General features: G+C 49.9%; 21 protein-coding genes and 1 riboswitch. Of the genes, 16 read left to right on the top strand and 5 right to left on the bottom strand.

All coding sequences use genetic code 11. The features are described 5' to 3' along the window. The first annotated feature begins 77 nt into the window (after positions 1 to 77). Positions 78 to 533 (top strand): DUF1934 family protein, encoded by a 456-nt coding sequence (locus tag BLT02_RS02080; RefSeq protein WP_175453646.1) that lies wholly within the window; start codon positions 78 to 80, stop codon positions 531 to 533. Positions 534 to 661: 128 nt separating this feature from the next. Here BLT02_RS02080 and BLT02_RS02075 read toward each other — a convergent pair whose 3' ends face one another. Next, on the bottom strand, positions 662 to 1,129 hold the full coding sequence (locus BLT02_RS02075; protein ID WP_092991209.1) for a hypothetical protein: 468 nt from the start codon (positions 1,127 to 1,129) through the stop codon (positions 662 to 664). Positions 1,130 to 1,445: 316 nt separating this feature from the next. Here BLT02_RS02075 and tig point away from each other — a divergent pair, with 316 nt between their 5' ends. Next, the gene (gene tig, locus BLT02_RS02065) at positions 1,446 to 2,900 is read left to right on the top strand and encodes a trigger factor (protein WP_092991207.1); all 1,455 of its coding nucleotides are present in this window, start codon (positions 1,446 to 1,448) and stop codon (positions 2,898 to 2,900) included. 99 nt (positions 2,901 to 2,999) lie between these two features. Then, positions 3,000 to 4,403, top strand: coding sequence for an asparagine--tRNA ligase (gene asnS, locus BLT02_RS02060; RefSeq protein ID WP_092991206.1), 1,404 nt, complete (start codon positions 3,000 to 3,002; stop codon positions 4,401 to 4,403). Between the two features lie 390 nt (positions 4,404 to 4,793). Here the strand turns inward: asnS and BLT02_RS02055 are convergent, their stop codons facing one another. From BLT02_RS02055 to pap, 3 genes are all read right to left on the bottom strand, one after another. Continuing rightward, positions 4,794 to 5,012, bottom strand: a complete 219-nt coding sequence (locus BLT02_RS02055; RefSeq protein WP_092991205.1) for a hypothetical protein — start codon at positions 5,010 to 5,012, stop codon at positions 4,794 to 4,796. Between the two features lie 123 nt (positions 5,013 to 5,135). Continuing rightward, complete coding sequence (locus BLT02_RS02050; protein ID WP_092991204.1) at positions 5,136 to 5,486, bottom strand: cupin domain-containing protein; 351 nt, start codon at positions 5,484 to 5,486, stop codon at positions 5,136 to 5,138. A gap of 146 nt (positions 5,487 to 5,632) precedes the next feature. Beyond that, a complete protein-coding gene (pap, locus tag BLT02_RS02045; RefSeq protein ID WP_092991203.1) occupies positions 5,633 to 7,111 on the bottom strand; it encodes a polyphosphate:AMP phosphotransferase in 1,479 nt (492 codons plus the stop codon). A gap of 525 nt (positions 7,112 to 7,636) precedes the next feature. On the opposite strand from pap, the gene BLT02_RS02035 reads away from it, so the two are divergent. The 9 genes from BLT02_RS02035 to guaA all read left to right on the top strand — a co-directional run bounded on the left by BLT02_RS02035 (position 7,637) and on the right by guaA (position 16,247). Beyond that, entirely contained in the window at positions 7,637 to 9,142 is a 1,506-nt protein-coding gene (locus BLT02_RS02035) for an IMP dehydrogenase (RefSeq protein ID WP_092991312.1), read from the top strand. 65 nt (positions 9,143 to 9,207) lie between these two features. Beyond that, a riboswitch (THF riboswitch) is annotated at positions 9,208 to 9,325 on the top strand. Between the two features lie 67 nt (positions 9,326 to 9,392). After that, positions 9,393 to 9,998, top strand: a complete 606-nt coding sequence (locus BLT02_RS02030) for a folate family ECF transporter S component (RefSeq protein ID WP_092991201.1) — start codon at positions 9,393 to 9,395, stop codon at positions 9,996 to 9,998. A 259-nt stretch (positions 9,999 to 10,257) separates the two neighbouring features. Next, positions 10,258 to 10,800 (top strand): nitroreductase family protein, encoded by a 543-nt coding sequence (locus tag BLT02_RS02025; protein ID WP_092991200.1) that lies wholly within the window; start codon positions 10,258 to 10,260, stop codon positions 10,798 to 10,800. Between the two features lie 168 nt (positions 10,801 to 10,968). Then, positions 10,969 to 11,394 carry a GtrA family protein gene (locus BLT02_RS02020; protein ID WP_242869674.1) on the top strand — a complete coding sequence of 142 codons (426 nt, stop codon included), beginning with the start codon at positions 10,969 to 10,971 and terminating at the stop codon, positions 11,392 to 11,394. A 479-nt stretch (positions 11,395 to 11,873) separates the two neighbouring features. Continuing rightward, positions 11,874 to 12,425: an ECF transporter S component gene (locus BLT02_RS02015; RefSeq protein ID WP_092991198.1), complete on the top strand. Its 552-nt coding sequence runs from the start codon at positions 11,874 to 11,876 to the stop codon at positions 12,423 to 12,425. 292 nt (positions 12,426 to 12,717) lie between these two features. Continuing rightward, positions 12,718 to 13,302, top strand: coding sequence for a TIGR01440 family protein (locus BLT02_RS02010; protein WP_092991197.1), 585 nt, complete (start codon positions 12,718 to 12,720; stop codon positions 13,300 to 13,302). Positions 13,303 to 13,422: 120 nt separating this feature from the next. Next, complete coding sequence (locus tag BLT02_RS02005) at positions 13,423 to 13,680, top strand: GNAT family N-acetyltransferase (protein WP_092991196.1); 258 nt, start codon at positions 13,423 to 13,425, stop codon at positions 13,678 to 13,680. A 258-nt stretch (positions 13,681 to 13,938) separates the two neighbouring features. Next, entirely contained in the window at positions 13,939 to 14,694 is a 756-nt protein-coding gene (gene larE / locus BLT02_RS02000; protein ID WP_092991311.1) for an ATP-dependent sacrificial sulfur transferase LarE, read from the top strand. A 590-nt stretch (positions 14,695 to 15,284) separates the two neighbouring features. Beyond that, positions 15,285 to 16,247 carry a glutamine-hydrolyzing GMP synthase gene (gene guaA, locus BLT02_RS01995; RefSeq protein ID WP_347474870.1) on the top strand — a complete coding sequence of 321 codons (963 nt, stop codon included), beginning with the start codon at positions 15,285 to 15,287 and terminating at the stop codon, positions 16,245 to 16,247. A gap of 361 nt (positions 16,248 to 16,608) precedes the next feature. Here the strand turns inward: guaA and BLT02_RS01990 are convergent, their stop codons facing one another. Next, positions 16,609 to 17,124 (bottom strand): helix-turn-helix domain-containing protein, encoded by a 516-nt coding sequence (locus BLT02_RS01990; RefSeq protein WP_092991194.1) that lies wholly within the window; start codon positions 17,122 to 17,124, stop codon positions 16,609 to 16,611. 315 nt (positions 17,125 to 17,439) lie between these two features. On the opposite strand from BLT02_RS01990, the gene BLT02_RS01985 reads away from it, so the two are divergent. From BLT02_RS01985 to BLT02_RS01970, 4 genes are all read left to right on the top strand, one after another. Beyond that, a complete protein-coding gene (locus BLT02_RS01985) occupies positions 17,440 to 17,634 on the top strand; it encodes a MarR family transcriptional regulator (protein ID WP_092991193.1) in 195 nt (64 codons plus the stop codon). A gap of 1 nt (position 17,635) precedes the next feature. Further along, complete coding sequence (locus BLT02_RS01980) at positions 17,636 to 18,739, top strand: site-specific integrase (RefSeq protein ID WP_092991192.1); 1,104 nt, start codon at positions 17,636 to 17,638, stop codon at positions 18,737 to 18,739. Continuing rightward, on the top strand, positions 18,717 to 19,055 hold the full coding sequence (locus tag BLT02_RS01975) for a plasmid mobilization protein (RefSeq protein ID WP_092991191.1): 339 nt from the start codon (positions 18,717 to 18,719) through the stop codon (positions 19,053 to 19,055). Before BLT02_RS01980 ends, BLT02_RS01975 begins: the two co-directional genes overlap by 23 nt. A gap of 177 nt (positions 19,056 to 19,232) precedes the next feature. Further along, entirely contained in the window at positions 19,233 to 21,062 is a 1,830-nt protein-coding gene (locus tag BLT02_RS01970; protein WP_092991190.1) for a DNA primase family protein, read from the top strand. The last annotated feature ends 319 nt before the right edge of the window (positions 21,063 to 21,381 follow it).

The following is a 21,381-nucleotide window of genomic DNA, read 5'->3' as shown; positions in this document are numbered from 1 at the left end:
GCGGGATATGCGTTTGTTTTCAGAGTGTAAGACGTGAAGTGTGCCCGCTGGATGTGCGTCTGGTTCAGGGGAGCAGAATGAAAGCCGATGGTTCTGATAAAAAAACGGATTCCTGTCAGGTCCTTTTGACCATTCAGGGGAGACAGACGGATCCGGACGGGAATACGCAGGAGATGATCTCTGTTTACAGGGGAGTGCAGATTGTCAGCGGGGACGGTTATGAATTCCGCTGCTGCAGCCTTGAAGACCCGGAAGAAGAGATCAGCCTGTTTCTGTCGCGGACACTGCTCGAGCTGGAACGCAGCGGCCCTGTCAGGACCAGGATGATATTTGACCCTTCCCTGCCTGCAGTGAAATGCGATTATGCTACTCCTTTTGGCCGGATCCCTATGGTGATCCGGACGGAGAAGATCGCTCTTCTTGAGAGAGGAGCCCGTAAAGACAGGATCCATGTCAGAGTAAAATATACACTCACCATGGAGCCTGACTATATACATATCTGTTCTGTGACAATAAAAGTGCAGCCTGCCTGACGGCCGGCTGCACTTTTTACGGGAGCGAGTCTTGAATAAACATGTCTTGATCATTCTATTCGATCATTCTGCTCGACAGAATTTGATTCGATAGCATTCTATTCGACGGTATTCTGCTCGACGGTGTTTTATTCGACGGGCTTTGCGCCTGCCTTTTCCTGAAGCTTTTCGAGGAGAGACTTCTTTTTAGGGGTTCCGTCTGTCTGCAGGCGGCCGCGCAGGCCCTTTACCTCGACGATGTAGATACCGCTTACCATAGCCTTGACCTGCTTCTTGACAGGTATAAGGTCAAAGATTTTATCATCGCACATAAAATTGACAAATTGTGGTCCGACCTTGGCCTTTACGACACAGACCTTGGAGCGCTTCGCATACCATGGCGTCTGCTGGATGACCTGGTCGGGAAGACCGGATTCCTTCAGCTTCAGCTTTTTTTTATCGATGACCAGCAGCGTCATGGGCTGTTTCATGGCCTGGATCTGTGCTTCCGACTCGGTCTGTCTCGCCTGCAGCTTCTTTCCATAAAAATACAGGAAAATAAGAACTGCGATCAGGATGACCAGAATGATAAGCATAATAATTGTTACACGGCTCAAAATAAACCCCTCCATTTATAATCATTTATATTTTTAGTCTGGCTGTGGGAAAAACAGCTATAAACAAAGATATTCTAACATTCTTTTTCTGCCAAAACAAGGAGGAAGTAAAGGATGACGCATCTTCCCGGGCAGGGCTGGCTTTTCCCAGGCAGGACCGGTTCTTCCCGGGCAGCCCCGGGCAGTTTCACCTTTTTTTCAGATTTCTGCCCTTTTCAGTTCTTTTTACCTGTGATAAACTATAGCAGTTATTATCTTTATGGCCTGTCAACAATAAATTCGTTTACAGCCCCTTAAATCCGCATGGAGGAATGGAATGAAAAATAAGATGTTTGCATTAATTGCAGGCGCAGTGATCCTGTGCCTGTCTGCAGCAGGCTGCGGTTCTCAGAGTACAGCTCCGGCCGCTGCAGGTAATACCGCAGCGACTGCGGCGACAGCAGAAGCCGCTGCAGAGACAGCAATGACAGCAGCGACAGAATTTGCGGCGGAAGAGGAAGAAGTCCTTTCATGGGAAGAACTGGATGACGCTTATCTGTCCGGGCTCACGGCAAAGGATTACGTGGAGCTTCCGGAGAAATATAAACATACGACAGTTGAGGTCAGAAAACCTGTCGATCCCACGGATGACGAAGTACAGGAGAGGATCAGCCTCGAGCTTAAAAACCGCGCTTACACCGAAGAAGTGGACCGCAAAGTCAAGGAAGGCGATATCGTGACGATCGATTTTGTCGGCAAGGTCGACGGCGAGGAGATCGAGGGCGGCAGCGGTACCTACGATCTGGAGATCGGATCGGATACTTTTATCGAGGGCTTTGAAGACGGCCTGATCGGCGCCAAGAAGGGTGAGACAAGGGATCTGGAACTGAAATTCCCTGAGAATTATGGAGAGCAGAGTCTGGCAGGAAAGGATGCCGTCTTTACAGTAACGGTCAACAAGATCGTCAAGAACGTCATTCCCGAACTGAACGACGATTTCGTCAAGGGCCAGAATCTCACGAATTCCTTCGGCCTGGCAGTCAGCACCGTGAAGGATTATGAGGACTACATCCGCAGCAATATCATTGAAGAGAGAGAGTCTTCCTACGAGAACTCTGTTCTGTCCGCGATCATCACAAAGCTGATCGAAGGCAGCACCTTTAAGCAGGAATTCCCCGAGAATCTCGTGGAGAAATATTATAATCTCGAGTCCCGGAGACTCCAGTACCAGGCTCTGATGAGATATATGGATCTTCCTTCCTACATGGCTGCTGTTTATGGCGCTTCGGAGGACAATTATGAGGAAATGATCCGCGAGATGGCCAGATATTACGCCAGGCAGGAACTGATCCTGCAGGCGATCGCTGACGAGAGAGAGCTCAATCCTTCCGAGGAGGAGGTAAAGAAAGTGATCTCGGAGTACGTCGCCTCCGATTCTTCTGTGGAAAAAGAAGAGGATGTACGCCGCCTGATCAGAGAATCCCTCAGGGATGACCTGATGACCAAGAACGTGCTCGACTGGCTCTATGACCGCTGTGAGGTGGAGGAGCCTTCAGAAGACGAAAGCCCTGAAGCGGATACCGCACTGACCTCTTCTACCGCTCAGACAGCTGAGGAAGCCGCCTCCGGCGAAACTGCGGAAGCAGCATCGACTTCGGAAGCTGCTGATGAAGATGCCTCTGATAAAGATGCCGTTGAATCTGCGTCCACAGAAGAGACTGCAGCGGAGGGGGCTGCTGAATCTGCTTCCACGGGAGTAACCGCAGACATGGCGGCGCTTCATGACAACTGAGCCGCCGGCAGAATAAACGAAACGTTTCATGAACCTGCCCCGGTCAGGGTGCGGCCGGAAACGAATAAACAGAATAAAGGGGAGGACATTACTACTGACATGAGACAGGAATACAGTCTTACTGAGATTAAAGATCTTTTTGCCGATAAAGAAAAATACGCAGATAAGAAAGTGACTGTGGGCGGATGGATCCGCTCGAACCGCGACTCCAAAAAGATCGGTTTTATCACTTTGAACGACGGAAGCTGTTTTCAGACTCTGCAGCTGGTCTATTCGAATGAACTGGAGAATTTTGCGCAGGCTGCAAAACTGAATATCGGTTCTGCGGTTATCGCGACAGGCACGATCGTACTGACACCCAGGGCAAAACAGCCCTTTGAGATGCAGGTAGAAAAGATTGAGGTAGAGGGTGCGTCATCTCCCGATTATCCGCTGCAGAAAAAACGCCACACGTTTGAATATCTCCGCACGATCCCCCATCTCAGAGTCCGTGCGAACACATTTACAGCGGTATTCCGTGTCCGTTCGCTGATCGCCTATGCGATCCACAGATTTTTCCAGGAGAGAGGCTTTGTCTATGTGCATTCTCCCATCATCACCGGGAGCGATGCAGAGGGCGCTGGCGAAATGTTCCAGGTCACGACTCTTCCCCTCGGGGAACTCCCGATGACAGAGGATGGAAAGGTCGATTATTCCCAGGACTTTTTCGGCAAGCCCGTCAACCTGACCGTCAGCGGTCAGCTCGACGTCGAGACCTATGCCTTTGCCTTCCGCAATGTCTATACATTCGGCCCGACCTTCCGCGCGGAACTGTCCAATACGACACGTCACGCGGCGGAGTTCTGGATGATCGAGCCCGAGTTCTGCTTTGCGGATCTCACGGACAACATGCAGCTCGCTGAGGACATGCTCAAGTACATCATCCGTTATGTTCTGGAGAATGCGCCTGAGGAAATGAACTTCTTTAACCAGTTCATTGACAAGGGTCTGCTGGACCGCCTCAACCATGTGCTCAACTCCGACTTCGGTCATGTGACTTACACGGAAGCTGTCCGGATCCTCGAAAAGCACAACGATGAGTTTGACTACAAGGTATCCTGGGGCTGCGACCTGCAGACCGAGCATGAGCGCTATCTCACCGAGAAGGAGTTCAAGCGCCCTGTCTTTGTCACAGACTATCCCAAGGAGATCAAGGCCTTTTATATGAAGCTCAACGACGACGGAAAGACCGTTGCGGCTATGGACTGCCTGGTGCCCGGAATCGGCGAGATCATCGGCGGCAGCCAGCGTGAAGAGGACCTCGAGAAACTTGAGAAGCGCATGGATGAGCTGGGACTTGACAAGGAGAGCTACCAGTTCTACCTTGACCTGCGCCGTTACGGAAGTGTACGCCACGCGGGCTTCGGACTGGGATTTGAGCGCTGCGTCATGTACCTCACCGGCATGGGCAATATCCGCGACGTCCTGCCCTTCCCCCGCACGGTGGGCAACTGCGAACTGTAAATGATAAATCATAAATCCATGCCATAATTTATACCTGACCCCTGGACATCGGGTGAGAGCATGAATAAAGCTGAATAAGATCGCTCGGGAAAAGACTTATTTGGATAAGGCTGATCGGGATAAGATTGTTCCGGATAAGCTGATTTGGATAAGGCTGATCGGGATAAGATTGTTCCGGATAAGCTGATTTGGATAAGGCTGATCGGGATAAGGTTGATCCGGATAAGTTTGTTCCGGATAAGTTTGTTCCGGATAAACAGATTCGGGAGGGAAGAGCTCAGCTCTTCCCTCCCGAATATTTTTTTGAACGATTGCGCCGGATCGCTCTCCGGCCGGACAGGTTGGATATTTGATTGTCAGGATCCTGCCTGCAAGTGCTGCGCGTCGGACTTACCGTCCCCTGTTGGCAATCAGGAAAACACCGATCAGGCACAGGATTGGAAGGGCATCAAAGAAAAATCCGATGAAATAGATGGCGACAGCAATGCTGATCAGGAAGCCGGCAGCCCCCAGGATCCAGCCGAGTATTTTCAGACCTGCTGCAAAAACAAAGGCCAGCACTCTCAAAAAAAGAATAAAAAGAATGATTGTAACAACGAGTGTGATCATAGGGTTCCTCTCTTAAGAAGTCCTTTCATAAGAATTCGAAAGGTCATTCATATTTTGAACGGTACGCGGGAATACAGGTATACGCTGTAGCTTACGCAGTTCCTTTCCCGGAGATCTACAGGATCATTCATATACGACCAGAGCAATGACCTCCACAACTTCCTCTGTCTTGTTGGTGATCGAATGTCCCTGTCCGGGAGGGCAGATCGTCACATCGCCTGCCGAGACCTGGCAGATGGTTCCGTTGTCGCTGTATTCTGCGGTTCCCTTGAGAATAAAGAAAAGTTCTGAATCGCCTTCATGTACATGATAGCCGATCCCGCAGCCGGGGTTCAGGGTAAGCCTGGAAAAAAGACGTCCCTTCCCGCAGAGCTCTGCAGGGCCGGTGATAAAATTGGTCAGCTGGACAGTGCCGTCACCATCTCTCATGTGTTCGCGGTATTCGATCTGACATTCGTTTCCTCTACGGATCATGGGTTTACCTCCTGTTTTGGGATTATTGCACAAACTGCTGAAACTGCTGCAGGTTTTGAAAGAAGTCGGACTGCCGGGCTGTTAAACTATTTCCGGGACACAGCCCGCCATGCCGGCAGGTTCGGGCCTTTCCCGATCATTTCCGATCATTTTTTCTCGACTGCCTTTTTCAGGGCTTCTACTACTATGCGCAGAGCCTTGATACGGGCGTATTTTTTATCATTGGATTCCAGTATATACCAGGGAGCGAAGGATGTGTTGGTCTTTTGGAGCATTTCGTCGACAGCCTGCTCGTACTGGGGCCATTTTTCCCGGTTGCGCCAGTCCTCATCCGTGATCTTCCACTGCTTTTCAGGTGTGTTCTGCCGGTCGGTGAAACGGGCCAGCTGGGTCTCGTTGTCGATCTGCACCCAGAATTTGATAATGACCGCCCCCCATTCTGCGAGTTCCTTTTCAAACTGGTTGATCTCATTGTAGGCGCGCTGCCAGTCATTCTCCGAGCAGAAGCCTTCCAGTCGCTCAACCATGACGCGTCCGTACCAGGTGCGGTCAAAAATGGCAATATGTCCGTCCTTGGGAAGGCGGGTCCAGAAACGCCAGAGGAAATGCCGGGCTTTTTCATGAGGCTCGGGGCTTGCGATCGGCTGCACCTCGTATCCGCGGGGATCAAGAGCCGCGGTGATGCGCTTGATATTGCCCCCCTTGCCGGCTGCGTCCCACCCCTCGTAGGCGATGATGACCGGGATCTTTTTGAGGTACAGCTCGTTGTGCAGATCCCTGAGTTTTTTCTGAAGTCTGTCGAGTTCCTTGCGGTACTCTTCGTCGGAGATGGTCTTGTCGGCCAGGGAGATCTCGGACAGAAGAGGTATCTTGTTCAGGCGGAAGGTATTCTGCAGGATAGGGACTGCCAGAGAGTGATTCTTGAGCGCGGTGTCTATCCCCTGATTCAGGAAACGCAGAACCTGCAGCTCCGCCCACTTTTTGTCGGAGGCGTCGATGATATACCAGGGGGCTGCGGACCGGTTTGTGTCCTCCAGATACCTGTCGTAGGTCTCCAGATATTTTTTGTACTCTTTGTTTTCGAGAATGTCATTCTCATCCACTCGCCAGGCAGTACTCTTGTCGTCCAGAAGAGCCTGGAGACGTTTCTTCTGGGTCTTCTTACTGATATGGAAAAAGAATTTCATCACCAGATAGCCGTTGTCAGTAAGGGATCTCTCGGTCGTATTGATGCTGCGCACGCGTCTGGCATAAGTCTTTTCATCGATCTCGCCGGACATTTTCTGCCCGGTGACCTCCTCCATCCAGAAAGTATCAAAGAAAACAAATTTTCCTGCCTCAGGGATCTCTTTCATATAGCGGTACAGGAATGGATAGCGCATATCCTGAGGTGATGGATCTCCCATTGTTTTGACAGTGAAAAAACGGGGATCGATACTGCGGATCACGCGGCCGATCACACTTCCCTTACCTGCTGACCCCCACCCCTCAAAGATCACCATGACGGGGAGTTTGGCCTCTTTGATCTTCATCTGATAGACGGCCAGCTTTTCCCGTGCCTGTTTTACTTCCTTTGTAATCTGTTCTTCTTCAGGTTTTGCGGCTTTGACAAAATCTTTTAACATGAATGCACCCCCTTTTTGGTACAAAGTACAACAGCCGGATGGACGGATCCGGGATTTCCTTCTTTAGAAGCCCTGTTTTTTTCTTCAGGCAGGGACCGCAGATTATAATCTGCACAGTTCATATATTTCCAGCTTCTGAGTTTTTTATCTCAGCATTAATTATAACATGTGTCTGGTATAAATGTATTATTTTCAGGACCGGGCTTTTCGCATTTTATCAGATTTGCCGGAAAATCAGAGCCGGAGGATCAAAGGGCAGGATTATAACCGGGATCATTACCGGGATCAGAGGCGGAAACAGGGAAAGGAGCAGGCGGAAACAGGGAAATAATTTTTGAAATCAGGTATTGCATTTCTCTTTGCCTGATAGTATACTTGCTGAAATCTCCAAAAAATGAAGAAAAATTAACAGAAAGATAAGAAGAAATGAATGGGCTGAAAAGCAGAGGCTGTGTCCGTCCCAAAACCGGGAGACATGTGCCTGGGCTGCATAAGCCCGGAAAGGAAAGGAAAAGGACAGACCACATGGCAATCTACATCAATGAACCTTCACACACCTTTAATGAATACCTCCTTATTCCCGGATATTCATCCTGTGAATGCATGCCGGCAAACGTTTCTCTGAAAACTCCGCTCGTAAAATACAGCAAGGGTGAAAAGCCTGCCATTGAGCTCACGATTCCCATGGTTTCCGCAATCATGCAGTCTGTTTCCGGCGACCGTCTGGCGGTCGCCCTCGCTCAGAGCGGCGGTGTTTCCTTTATTTACGGTTCCCAGTCTGTAGAGGACGAGGCGGCCATGGTCGCCCGCGCGAAGGGCTACAAGGCTGGATTTGTTCCCAGCGATTCCAATATCTGCCCTGACGCCACGCTGATGGACATTCTGGCGCTCAAGGAAAGGACCGGACACTCCACTGTTGCGGTCACAGACGATGGAACGGCCAGCGGCCGGCTCGTGGGTATTGTCACCAGCCGCGATTACCGCGTCAGCCGTATGGCTCCCTCCACAAAGGTATCTACCTTTATGACCCCCATCGACAAGATCGTCTCCGCTCCCGAGGGCGTGACCCTCAGCGAGGCAAATGATATCCTCTGGGACAACAAGATCAACTCGCTTCCTGTCATCAGCAGTGACGGCCGGCTCGTCTCTTTTGTCTTCCGCAAGGACTACGATGCGCACAAGGAGAACCCCGGTGAAATGCTGGATGCCCATAAGCGTTATGTCGTCGGTGCGGGAATCAACACCAGGGACTATGAAGAGCGTGTACCTGCCCTTGTCGAAGCGGGCGCCGATGTCCTCTGCATCGATTCCTCCGAGGGCTTTTCCGAGTGGCAGAAGGTGACGCTTGCCTGGATCCGCGAGAGATACGGCAATACGGTAAAGGTCGGCGCGGGCAACGTCGTGGACAAGGAGGGATTCCTCTTCCTCGCGGAATGCGGCGCGGACTTCATCAAGGTCGGTATCGGCGGCGGTTCCATCTGCATCACACGCGAGACCAAGGGTATCGGACGCGGCCAGGCGACTGCCCTGATCGAGGTCTGCAAGGCCCGCGATGAATACTACAAAGAGACAGGCATTTACATCCCCGTATGTTCCGACGGCGGTATCGTTTATGACCACCATATCGCTCTGGCTCTTGCCATGGGCGCGGACTTCGTAATGCTCGGACGCTACTTTGCCCGTTTCGATGAGAGCCCGACAGAAAAGCTCCTCGTGGGCGGCACCTTTGTCAAGGAGTACTGGGGTGAAGGCTCCAACCGCGCCCGCAACTGGCAGAGATATGACCTCGGCGGCGACAAGAAGCTGACCTTTGAGGAAGGCGTGGACTCCTATGTTCCCTATGCAGGCCCCCTCAAGGAAAACGTCGCGAAGACCATCCTCAAGGTCAAATCCACCATGTGCAACTGTGGAGCGCTGACGATCCCCGAATTCCAGCAGAAGGCAAAACTTACACTTGTTTCTGCCACCAGCATTGTTGAAGGCGGCGCACATGACGTCATCCAGAGAGAGAGCAGCCGCACTGAGAAGTAAGACATTGAGAAGTAAGACATTCCGGAATCCGGAATAAGTTTTGTTATAAACAAAAAATGATTTCGTGCAGAGTAGACTGCGGAGCGTTAAGTGCCCGGTGAACAGGGAGTTGTCACCAGGACGAAAAGGAGTGCCATTGTAATGACACTGATCCTTGCGGTTCCGCGGCCGATTCCCGCTGCTACGTCTAAAGCGTCAGAGCGCCTCCGATGTAGTAATGGAGAGAATACTGCAGAGGAGGTGCTTTTTTATGTACAAAGACAGTTCCAACAGGAATACGGCAGAAGAAGAAAAAAAGAATACAAAGAATACCGAAGAGAGAAAAAAGGGAAACCGCGGCCAGGGTGATCTGACAGCCCCGTTTCGTGATATTCATGTTTTGACAAATGCGGGACTCCTGACAGCAGCGGCCATTGTCCTTGGCTTTTTCAAGATTCCGCTGACCGACATCATCGAGATCCGGTTTGCTTCGCTTCCTGTCGCGATCGCTGGATATCTGTTCGGACCTGTTATCGGGGGAGCAGTGGGCGCCCTCTCTGATCTGGGAGGATACTTTCTCAAACCGACCGGCCCGTTTTTCCCCGGCTTCACGATCACTTCCATGGTGTCCGGCATTATCTTCGGATTAATGCTTCACGGGAGAAAACCGACACTGCAGCGGATCCTTGCCGCCCAGATCGTCTATACGGTGATCTGCGGCATCCTGCTCAACAGTATCTGGCTGTCCATGTTATATGGAAACGGCTTTATCGCGGTCCTTTCCGCAAGGCTTGTGAAGGAGCTGGTGATGATCCCTGTCCAGACCCTGATGCTGGCGGCCATTATGGAACCGATCCGCAGGTTCCGCTATGCATGACAGCATGACATTTCGGATCACCCGAAGTGCCATTTCCTGCGCGAAAACCTGTGCCAGATTTGCGCTGTGCAGAAAGAAATGTTATAAATGATGTAAACGCAAAAAGAGTGGTATAAGTTTTAAAAGGTATCGCTAAAAGTAATGCTGTAAAAAATCCACACAGACAAGAATAAGGCGCATAAAAAGAAGTGGACTGCAGCCGGAACAGATTAAACCGGAACAGATTAAAGCTGAAAAGACAGGAGGTTGACCTGAAGGTATGAATGAAAACAATCAGGAAATGATGGATGTATTTTTAAACAGACGCAGCATCCGCAGCTACACCGGCGAACCGGTGCCGATGGAGAAACTCAACCAGATCATCATGGCAGGCCTTTCCTCTGCTTCCAGCAGATCCATAAGGCCCTGGGATCTGATCGTTGTCCGTGACAAAAATATGCTGATCAATTTGTCCGGCTGCCGCCTGAAGGGATCCTCCCGTATGCTGGCAGGCGCGGATGCCGCCATCATTGTGGTGGGGAATGAAGAACTGTCGGATACCTGGATCGAGGACTGCAGCGTTGTCATGGCCAACATGCACCTGATGGCTTCTGCCCTCGGCGTGGGAAGCTGCTGGATCCAGGGCAGGGGCAGAGACGCGATCGACGGAGAGAGCACAGAGGACTTTATTCGCAACTTCCTGCAGTTCCCCTCAGAGTGCCGCCTCGAAGCGATCCTCTCCCTGGGTATGCCGGATGAACAGATTCCTGCCCGGAGTATGGAGGAACTTCCTTTCAGCAAGGTACATATCAATAAATACTGATTAAAGACAGAAAAACCGGATCGGCCGCGGAACCGGGAGACAGAATGATCCTGAACGGTTACGGAACCGGGAGACAGAATGATCCTGAGCGGCCGCGGAAACGGTAGCAGGAATAATCCTGAACGGTTACGGAACCGGGAGACAGAAAACAGGAGAGGACAAGAGGATTTGGGCGCAATCATTCAACAGTTTTTAAAATTCGGCGTCGTCGGCGCCCTGTGCTTTGTGATCGATACAGGGCTGTATACGATATGCAACTTCATAGGGATCCCTTATCTGATCTCAGGTGTGATCGGTTTTTCCGTCTCGGTCATTGTCAATTATCTGCTCAGCATGAAATACGTCTTTGTCCGCAGAGACGACCTGTCCAGAAAAAGGGAATTTACCATTTATCTGATCCTCAGCATAATCGGTCTGGGACTCAATGAGCTGATCCTCTTTATCTGTGTGGAACTGATCTACGGAAACTGGACACAGCTCCAGGCACTGCTGCCCGCCAGAGGTGCTGAGATCCTGGCAAAGATCGGAGCGACAGGCATTGTCATGGTCTATAATTTTGTGACCCGCAAGATCTTTATGGAAAAGCACGACTGAACTTTTCGGATAATTTTCGGAAATAGAATAATCACGAGAAGCACCTCGTCAGTATACCCTGCGGGTGCTTTTCTTTGACAATTCAAAGTGGACTGGTTAAAAACATCTAAACTGGCACTTTTTATAAGGCCAGTTTGCACCTATACTTGTTGCCGTGGATGAGTATCTTTCCGGGACTGAAGGACAGACTGGACAAGACTTGTTTTACGGTTCCGGCTGAGCTCCGGATTTTAGCATTATATTTTAGTAGTATTTTTGTTTGGTAAGGTAAGGGTTCAAACAATATTTATAAACATCTTTTACAAACAGATTCTTTTACAGACAGATTTACAAACAGCTTTCATAACATCTTTTACAAACTGATTTTACAAACCGCTTATACAACAGTTTGTAACAGCTCTTATTTCTGGTCTTTTATTATTGTTGTATAGATGGTTTTTAGAAATAAGGGAGAATCCTATCTGTCAGGAGGCAGGAAAATGACAGGAACAACAGCCCATAAAACTCAAATCAGATCTCTGCGGGAAACAGATAAAGTAAAATGGATCACTGTCACAGCGATCTTCATGGGGATGAACATCGCGCTTTGTGCTTTTGGCATCCCTGTCCCCGGCGGACATCTTTACCTGAACGATGTCGTGATCTGCACAGCCTCCCTGTTGCTGGATCCTTTTGCCGCCTTTATCGTCGGCGGAATCGGCGCTTTTCTGGGTGATTTTATTTTTTATCCCCTTCCCATGTTTGTCTCTCTCGCAGCGCACGGTCTGCAGGCAGCGGCGATCGCCTTCCTGTTCCGCCATATCCTTCTGGGGAACCGCAGAATGTCTGCGCTGATCTCGGTCCTTGTCGGCGCAGTGATCATGGTGACCCTCTATACACTTGGCAAGATCTATGTGTACAGCACGTTTGAGTACGCAATGATGAAGCTGCCCATGGAGATAATGCAGGCGCTGCTTGGCGTGGCCGGTTCTTTGCTGCTTTGCTTCCGGGGAGGATTGCTGGATTCCTTTAACAGGATCTTCTGCAGGTGACAGGACAGAATAAGCACTATATTTGACTACAGCAATTGACTGCGGTAATTACAGCAGGGATGAGTAAATCAACAGGGACACGATAAGAAGCGGAAAGATGCTGAAATATGCAGGAAAAATTCTGAGAAAAACAGTGAGATCCTGAGAAAAACAGTGAGATCCTGAAAAAACAGGAGATTCTGAGAAAAACAGGAGATCCTGAGAAAACAGGAAGGTCCTGAGGAAACAGGAGATCCCGAAATATACCGGAAAGATTTTGAGAACAGCAGAAATTGGCAGGAGGCACTAAGAAATGGAACTGGTCAGCGTAGAGAGTGAAGAACTGGACATGATCCGCCGGCAGGCTTATCAGGCAGCCGCAGAAGTCTGTGACGGCGCAAAACTCAAAAAAGGAGATCTGTTCGTGGTTGGATGCTCCACGAGTGAAGTCCTTGGAGAAAAGATCGGTAGTCATTCCAGCATGGACGCAGCGGGTGCGCTTTTTGCGGGGATCAACCAGGCTCTGCAGGAGAGAAAAATCTATCTTGCCGCTCAGTGCTGTGAGCATCTTGGCCGCGCTCTGATCCTTGAGCGGGAAGCCTGTACACTGTACGGACTTGAAGAGGTCAATGTAATTCCCCAGCCGAAGGCGGGAGGTTCCTTTGCCACGACCGCATATAAGAGTTTTGATGATCCGGTCGCCGTGGAAACGATCTGCCAGAAAGCTAATGCCGGGATCGATATCGGCGGGACCCTCATCGGAATGCACATCCGCCCCGTTGTCGTCCCCCTTCGCATCTCGATGAAAAAGATTGGCGAGGCATCCATCATTTGCGCCCGCCGCCGCCCGAAATTCGTCGGCGGCAGCAGAGCAGTCTATAATGAGGATCTGCTGTAAGCTGCTATCCTTAATGCTATGATTGCAGCCATTGGCGGGCACCTGCGGACATTTATGAACCAGGTTCCGCCCTTTTGCATCGCTCCACCCATTCGCATTTCAGCACAAAAGGAGGAAAAAATGGAGTATATCAAATTGCCTCACAGTATCAAAAGCAAAGATGAGAACGGAAAAATCCTTGCAGAGATCACTTTTCCTGAAAATGAGCCCGGCATCTTTACCATCGACCACACCTATGTGAGCGAGACCCTTGCCGGACAGGGTGTTGCAGGCAAGCTGGTACAGATGGCAGTGGACCAGATCAGAGAACAGGGCGGCGAGATCCGCGCGACCTGCCCCTATGCCTCCGGCTGGCTTAAGAAAAAAGGAATCATCTGATACCGTTGGCTGAACCTCTTTTTTGATTTCTTACGCTTTACATTTCCTCTCCCGCAGCAGCTTCGCGGACCTTCCTCCTTTTGTGCTTCTTCCGTTTCTCGCAGATTGTTTTTGCGGTAGTTTTTCTTTTCCATGATGAAACACTATCGGCTGCGGAAGAACTGATACGTCCTGCTGGATGCGACAGTCAGGGAGCCACGGAACACAGCAGCCTAAGGGACTTATGAAAGCTTATGAAACTTTTGAAATATGAAACTTATGAAATTAGAAGATTTTTTCCTGGAAAATAAAAGAGTCGCGCTGGGATTCTCCGGCGGTGTGGATTCTTCCTTCCTGCTGTGGGCAGCCCTCCGATGCGGCGCAGAGGTCAGAGCTTATTATGTGAGCTCCGCCTTTCAGCCGGCCTTTGAAAGGGAGGACGCACTTCGTCTGGCCCGTTCGCTCGGAGTAGAACCGGTTATTCTGGAGCTTGACATTCTGTCCTGTGATGAAGTCACGGCCAATCCACCAGACAGATGCTATCATTGCAAGAAACGTATCTTTGGCGCGGTGAGCAGGCAGGCTCTGGCAGACGGATATAAGGTCCTCATAGATGGGACCAATGCCAGTGATGATGCAGCAGACCGTCCCGGTATGCGGGCGCTGAAAGAGCTTTCTGTGCTGTCCCCGCTCAGGCTCTGCGGTCTGACAAAGGCGGAGATCCGCAGACGATCCCGGGAGGCAGGACTCTTCACCTGGGACAAGCCGGCCTATGCCTGCCTCGCGACTCGCACACCCTCCGGAGAGAAGATCACGGACCGGATCCTTCAGCGGACTGAAGCCGCTGAGACCTCCCTGCATGAGCTGGGCTTTCAGGATCTCCGCGTCCGCCACAAAGGGGAGGATGCCTTCCTGGAAGTGTCAGAGAAGGAGAAAAACCTCCTCTTTGAAAAATGGGACCAGATAGAAGACCTGTTGAAAAAAAGCGGATACAGGGATGCCTTTGTAAACATGATCTGGCGGAACCCGGGGTGAATCGCTGAAAACAGTCGACGAGGCCGTTCCTTCCGCTAAAACAATATGACCGGAAACAGCCGACGGGACGGTTTTCTTCCGTCTGAAACAATCCTGCCGGAAACAGTCGACGGCCGTTTTTTCCGTCTGAAACCATCTAACCGGAAACAGTTGACGGGATACTTCATCCTGTTAAAATGGTCTGACTGAAAATCCTGCACAATCCAAAGAACTGCAGGGTCAATCCTTTTAAGATTTTCAGAACAAGTTACTGCAAGGAAAAAACTGCTGGAAGAAGCGCAGAAAAAATGGCAGGAAAAAATACTGCTGTCAGCAATCTTTTTTCTTGCAGTTTTCAGTTTATGTGTTATATTTATTTTTTATAAAAAAACTGTTTGTAACGACGGGACTATCAGTGTCGGTGGGGTGAGAAGGCAATCCGGATTTATCAATATTCATTTATCCATTTTCACAGTGTATGGAACGAAATGCGCAGTGAGAATGCACGGTGAATCGAAAAGGAATTTATAGTTGATCCCAATTAATCGGATACCCGCTCAGGCCCGGAAAGGAGACCAAAAGCTATGCAGACAAGAAGACGCCCGGAGAATATGGAACGGATCACGACACCTGCCCTGGCGCAGGCATTTATCGACGAACAGATCAAAGAGATCACAGAGCAGGTGGGAGATAAGAAGGTTCTTCTGGCTCTTTCCGGCGGTGTTGATTCCTCCGTCGTCGCTGCCCTCCTGATCAAGGCAATCGGCGATAAGCTTACCTGCGTCCACGTAAACCACGGACTGCTCCGCAAAGGTGAACCCGAGCAGGTCATCGAGGTTTTCCAGAATCAGATGAAAGCAAACCTCATCTATATCGATGCCACAGACCGCTTCCTCGACAAGCTGGCCGGCGTCGCTGATCCGGAGCAGAAACGCCACATCATCGGCGAGGAGTTCATCGACGTCTTCGCGGAAGAAGCAAGAAAACTTGATGACATCTCCTTCCTGGCACAGGGTACTATCTGGCCCGACATCCTTGAGAGCGAAGCCGGCATCAAGGCTCACCACAACGTCGGCGGCCTTCCCGAGGACATTGCCTCCCGCTTTGAACTGGTAGAGCCCGTCCTCACCCTCTTCAAGGACGAAGTCCGCGAAGTCGGCAAAGCCCTTGGCCTGCCCGAGAGCATGGTCAACCGCCAGCCCTTCCCCGGCCCCGGCCTGGGCGTCCGCTGCCCCGGCGCCATCACCCGCGACCGCCTCGAAGCTGTCCGCGAATCCGACGCCATTCTCCGCGAGGAGTTCGCAAAGAACGGCCTCGAAGGCAAAGTATGGCAGTATTTCACCGTCGTTCCGGACTTCAAATCCACCGGCATCAAAGACGGTAAGCGCACCTTTGACTGGCCCTGCATCATCCGCGCCATCAACACCACCGACGTCATGGAAGTCACTGTCGAGCACCTGCCCGCAGACCTGATCGACCACCTGGTGCAGCGCATCATCGCAGAGGTTCCCGGCATCAACCGCGTCCTCTATGACTTCACCCCCAAGCCCCCGGCAACGGTGGAGTACGAATAATTTGCAAAATCTCGGAGACCCGCATAAACACTGGGCTCCAGGACACGGGGGAGACGCTCTGATACTGTTTTGATACTATTCCTTACAGGTTTGAAGAATGATACCGAATCGTATCGAACCAGACAGATGACTGTAAAGAAGAGATATCTTTTCAACACAATCGGTCCCCATAGCTGATTATTCATTAATAACAGAAGACATAAAAATGCCCTCTGAGCAACGACAATGTTGTTCGGAGGGCTTTTTGCGTTGTGGAAAAGTCCAGAGACCCAGACACTGCCTGAACAAGGGCTGTGGTACTGGGTCAGTACGGCACAGTACGGGAAGACAGCTGTTCCTCTGATCAGAGAGGGCATGGTCGTCACTCTTCATTTGAGGAAGAGTTGTCTGCATTACCGGACGATTTCAGGGGCTTCAGTGTTGGTTTGACGATCTCCCCTTCCGGGTAGTTGTAACGCCACCAGTCATAATCTTCCTTTGTAATCTCTCCCTTTTCAAGCTTTTTCATCTGCCTTAGCCAGGGGAGAAACAGATCGAGATTTCTGGCAAAGGTGGGGCCGTCTGTCCGGTCCAGACGCAGGCAGACTTCTCCGTCGATCTCACCTATTTTGATGCCGTACATGTCCTCGAGCGCGAACAATGTATGCATGAAGCCGATCATGGTGTCGATGTCCGGTACATTGATCGCTTCTGTCCTCACACCGAGTATGGAGGCGATCTTGGTCAACAAATCTTTTCTGGGAAGACGGAGCTCGGTTTCATACTGTGCAATGCGTGCTTCGGCGGTAGAGGGACTGAATCCGAGTGCAGTTCCCAGTTCCTTCTGCTTAAGTCCACGAAGATTTCTGAAAAAGCGGATACGTTTTCCAGCAGCCATGATTATTTCCTCTCTTGTGATAATACGAAATTGTCCATCAGTGCCCATTTTGCAAACAGGAGGACAAATTTGGATTGTTTTTAAGCAATGTAGTGAAGTATGGAGCAGTTTCAATATATCATAGAAAGCTATTGTAAGCAATATAAACTTCATCAAAATACGTAAAGAAATATATTTCAAATTAACGAGTAAAGTAAAATTAAATGTTGACATTAGCATATATAGTAAAGTATACTGTAAGACATCAGATTCAGAAGTCAATCATTCTGATGATGACAGCACTGATCACTGCAATACAGGAAAGGAGGAACAGGAATGGCAGGAAGTGTATTTATCAGAGCAGAAGAGCTGGCACAGGAGCTCGGCATTTCGAAGCAGCTTGCCTACAAGATGATCCACAAATGGAATGATGAGCTGAAAAAGAAGGGATTTACGACAGTGGCAGGCCGTGTCAGCAGGAAGTATTACCAGGAGCAGGTCTACGGACTTGCAGATAGAAAGGAGGATTAAGATGCCCGCGTATAAGGATATGAAAAAAGGAACATGGTATTGTTCGTTCTATTATGAAGACTGTAATGGTGTCCGCAGGAAAAAGATGAAGCGGAACTTTGCAACGAAGAAGGAGGCACTTGCCTGGGAGCGTCAGTTCCTCATGCAGAAGGCAGCAGATCTGAATATGAAGTTCTCTGTGTTTATTGAGCAGTACTGTGTCGACAGGAAGGACAGGCTCAAAAAGAACACGTGGATCACGAAGGAAAATGTGATCCGCACAAAGATCCTTCCCTGGTTCGGTGAGAGACCGATTGCAGATATTGAGGCCAGGGATGTTATCGCATGGCAGAACGAACTTCTGAATTACAGGGATGAAAAAGGCATGCCCTATTCCCGTACTTATCTGAATAAGGTGCACAGCCAGCTCAGTGCAATCTTTAATCATGCGGTCCGCTATTACAATCTCAGGGAGAACCCGGCCAAGAAGGCGGGAGGATTTGGACCTGACCAGCAGAAAGAAATGGACTTCTGGACCAAAGAAGAGTATCAGAAGTTTGCGGATGAAATGATGGACAAGCCCGTTTCCTACTATGCTTTTGAAATGCTCTATTGGTGCGGAATCCGTGAAGGAGAGTTGCTTGCATTGACGCCTGATGACTTCGATTTTGAGAAGGGCGCGGTTTCCATCACCAAGTCCTATCAGCGTCTGAACGGAACGGATGTGATCACGGATCCCAAGACACCAAAGAGTGTACGCGTAGTCGGCATGCCGTCATTTCTGGTGGATGAGATGCGTGACTATATTGACAGTCTCTATGGCATCAAGCCGGACGGCAGGATTTTCGAAGTTACAAAATACTATCTTCATCATGAAATGGACCGGGGGTCGAAAGCGGCAGGCGTTAAAAGGATCCGGATCCATGACCTGCGGCACAGCCATGTCAGCCTGCTGATCAATATGGGGGTCTCTGCACAGGCTATTGCGGACAGGGTCGGTCATGAGAGCATTGATATCACATACCGGTATTCGCATCTGTTTCCGTCCAAACAGACGGAGATGGTAAAACTGCTGGAAGAACTGAGAAAGGAGGAAGATGGCGATGTCACAGAAGGCGAGGGATGAACGGGGCAGATGGAGAAACAAAACAGTAGCTTTCCGGATGTCTGAAGAAGAAAACCGTATCCTGGACACAAAAGTCAGCCTGACGGGGCTTACTAAGCAGGACTATATCATCCGTCAGCTGCTTGGGTGGAGAATCGAGGTACAGGCGAATCCGAGGATATATAAGGCACTCAGAAATCAGATGAAGGAGATCCTGGAACAGCTCTGCAGGATTACTGCAGGAGAGACAATCGATCCGGATCTGGTGGAAACGATCTGGCTTGTGGCGGATACATTGAATGAGGTGAAAGGGAAGGATGAAGAGGAAATCTTTTGATGAAAAAGAAAATGACCGCCTGGACTCCGGGTGTTGGCGCATCCGGCAGGCAGTCAATCGTTGTGATATTAATACACACAATTATCATATCAGAATGACTTTTTGGCTTCAATGGATTTTTTCCGGTTCCCGATTTCTTCGCCGTAATGATGTTACGAAGGGAGGAGGAATTATGACATGTTCAGAAGGCTGTTCGAACAGTACATGAGGACTGAACCGGAAACAGTCGATCAGAAATATATTTTCATTGTAGATAACAGTGACCTTGCACTCAGTATTGCAGATGCAGGATTTCAGACTGTGGCTCTGGAAGAAGAAAAAACCAATCTGTTTACCCTGGACAGCTTCTGTTCGTATCTGGCAGGACTGGAATTAAAAGGGACATGCATGACAGATTATATGTATGTCCCTGCCTGTCAGACAAAGAAATCGAATGAGAGGCTGATTGAATGCTTCAGAGAACTGCACCTGCTTTTCCGCGAAGGCTGGATGCTCTTCAAAGATCAGGAGTGCTATAAGAAGCTCGGATACCGCAAGGAGATTCAGGGTAAGCTCCGCAGCTTCATTGATTCCTATGAGAAGCCTCCCAATGAAGAGGCAGACAAAAACTGCTTTCATCAGGTCAACAAAGACGGAGAGGCTACGAGCCCACTGGATATTGCCATTGTGGAGCACCTGCTGAAGGGAGTCCCGTTTATTGTTCTCGAAGGCAATCCCTATGTATACGTCAACGGCGTATATCTACAGGACAAAAATGGAAATCTGCTGAAAGAGAAAATAAGAGACTGCTTATACAGGAAATTCATGCGCAGCGGTACGATCAACCGGATCTATGAGCTTCTGATCAGCATGCCGGAAGTCCAGCGGGTTTTTGGCGATGTGTACAATCTGCCTGGCCACTGGGTCAACTTCCGAAACGGGTTTTATGATCCGGCTGCAAAGATGATGATACCACATGACCCGAAGTATCTGTGTTTTAATCAGATTTCCTTTGATTTTGATCCGGCAAAAAAGGAAGGAGTCGTGGCAGATAATAGTGCCGGGAAGGTGACTCGGTCCTATCTGGCGGAATCCCTTCCCGACAGGGAGGATCAGAAGATGTTCTGGCAGTACGCAGGGTATTGCATGTGTACAGATACCAGCCAGCAGAAGATGCTGATCCTGACAGGCAATGGAGGAACAGGCAAATCGGTACTGATCGATCTGATTCAGGAACTTGTCGGCATCAGAAACTGTTGCAGTGTTTCATTGCAGGATCTCAATAAACGATTCTATGCCACAAATCTGTTCGGGAAACTCTTAAATGCATGTGGAGATATTCCGGTCGGTATCATAGACAAGACAGATGTGGTGAAGAAGGCTGTCGGAGAGGATGTCCTCCTTTTTGAGAAGAAAGGAAAGGACCCCTCCACGTTTCGAAGCCATGCAAAGCTGCTGTTTTCATGCAACAGCGTGCCTAAGAATGTTGAAGACAAGTCAGATGCTTTTTACCGCAGGCTGCTCATTCTGGAGATGGATCATGTGATTCCGGCGGCTGAGAAGGATATACATCTGAAGGATAAGATTCGAAGCGAGAGAGAATATGCCGTTTACAGGGCCGTCCAGGGGCTGGAAGAGCTTTGTCAAAATGGCCAGATAGAAGAAAGCGCAAACAGTATCGCGAGTGTCCGGAAGGCCAGGATCGCTGCGGACAGTGTGTTTGCTTTCCTGAATGAAATGATCTGCAGAAAAGAAGGGAGCCGCATCGACAGGAGCCGCATGTATCAGCTCTATGAGGACTACTGCAGAGATAACGACAGGACTGCTGTAAAGAAGACCAACTTCTTTGCTGACATGGAGAGGAAAGGGTATTTCACAAGTAAATATCAGGGGGTGTTTAAATACAAGGATGTTGTTTTGAAGAGTGAAGTGGAGGCAGATGAACCGAAGCAGATCAGCCGGCAGATGAAATTGGACGGATTCGAACCGGTCCGGAAAGGGGCAGTAATCCCATTTGAAGCGGTCTAAGAAATCATAGCGAATATGATGTGAGCAGGCTGCGCTTCACGGAAAAGAAAAGGAAGGGGCAAAAGGGGCAAAAATGAAGGGCATACGGAAGTTTTTTTTGCATCGGTACTGTATGAGGAGAGCCGACGGATAGAGCAGCGCTGTTCCAAACTGTATCAGCATCTGCCCGGCTGAGAAATCAAAAAAAGGCGGGTATGCTCATCGAAATTGCCCCTTTTGCCCCTTGAGAAAAGCGGAAGCGGTCAACTGCCGAAGCGAAGCGAGGCATACCCTCGGAGAGCGCAAAGCACTTTTGATGGCTCTGCTGTCGAAAGTGCTT

The organism is Sarcina sp. DSM 11001, assembly GCF_900101015.1.
GTDB lineage: Bacteria > Bacillota > Clostridia > Lachnospirales > Lachnospiraceae > CAG-791.
The sequence above is the reverse complement of the archived record's forward strand: the minus strand, read 5'-3'. Positions and strand labels throughout refer to the sequence as shown.

Bases quoted from the DNA above. Each gene is read 5' to 3' on its own strand.
- BLT02_RS02080 (WP_175453646.1), top strand. From the start codon at position 78: ATGAAAGCCGATGGTTCTGATAAAAAAACGGATTCCTGTCAGGTCCTT.
- tig (WP_092991207.1), top strand. From the start codon at position 1,446: ATGAAAAATAAGATGTTTGCATTAATTGCAGGCGCAGTGATCCTGTGC.
- asnS (WP_092991206.1), top strand. From the start codon at position 3,000: ATGAGACAGGAATACAGTCTTACTGAGATTAAAGATCTTTTTGCCGAT.
- BLT02_RS02055 (WP_092991205.1), bottom strand. From the start codon at position 5,012: ATGATCACACTCGTTGTTACAATCATTCTTTTTATTCTTTTTTTGAGA.
- BLT02_RS02050 (WP_092991204.1), bottom strand. From the start codon at position 5,486: ATGATCCGTAGAGGAAACGAATGTCAGATCGAATACCGCGAACACATG.
- pap (WP_092991203.1), bottom strand. From the start codon at position 7,111: ATGTTAAAAGATTTTGTCAAAGCCGCAAAACCTGAAGAAGAACAGATT.
- BLT02_RS02035 (WP_092991312.1), top strand. From the start codon at position 7,637: ATGGCAATCTACATCAATGAACCTTCACACACCTTTAATGAATACCTC.
- BLT02_RS02030 (WP_092991201.1), top strand. From the start codon at position 9,393: ATGTACAAAGACAGTTCCAACAGGAATACGGCAGAAGAAGAAAAAAAG.
- BLT02_RS02025 (WP_092991200.1), top strand. From the start codon at position 10,258: ATGAATGAAAACAATCAGGAAATGATGGATGTATTTTTAAACAGACGC.
- BLT02_RS02015 (WP_092991198.1), top strand. From the start codon at position 11,874: ATGACAGGAACAACAGCCCATAAAACTCAAATCAGATCTCTGCGGGAA.
- BLT02_RS02010 (WP_092991197.1), top strand. From the start codon at position 12,718: ATGGAACTGGTCAGCGTAGAGAGTGAAGAACTGGACATGATCCGCCGG.
- BLT02_RS02005 (WP_092991196.1), top strand. From the start codon at position 13,423: ATGGAGTATATCAAATTGCCTCACAGTATCAAAAGCAAAGATGAGAAC.
- larE (WP_092991311.1), top strand. From the start codon at position 13,939: ATGAAATTAGAAGATTTTTTCCTGGAAAATAAAAGAGTCGCGCTGGGA.
- guaA (WP_347474870.1), top strand. From the start codon at position 15,285: ATGGAACGGATCACGACACCTGCCCTGGCGCAGGCATTTATCGACGAA.
- BLT02_RS01990 (WP_092991194.1), bottom strand. From the start codon at position 17,124: ATGGCTGCTGGAAAACGTATCCGCTTTTTCAGAAATCTTCGTGGACTT.
- BLT02_RS01985 (WP_092991193.1), top strand. From the start codon at position 17,440: ATGGCAGGAAGTGTATTTATCAGAGCAGAAGAGCTGGCACAGGAGCTC.
- BLT02_RS01980 (WP_092991192.1), top strand. From the start codon at position 17,636: ATGCCCGCGTATAAGGATATGAAAAAAGGAACATGGTATTGTTCGTTC.
- BLT02_RS01975 (WP_092991191.1), top strand. From the start codon at position 18,717: ATGTCACAGAAGGCGAGGGATGAACGGGGCAGATGGAGAAACAAAACA.
- BLT02_RS01970 (WP_092991190.1), top strand. From the start codon at position 19,233: ATGTTCAGAAGGCTGTTCGAACAGTACATGAGGACTGAACCGGAAACA.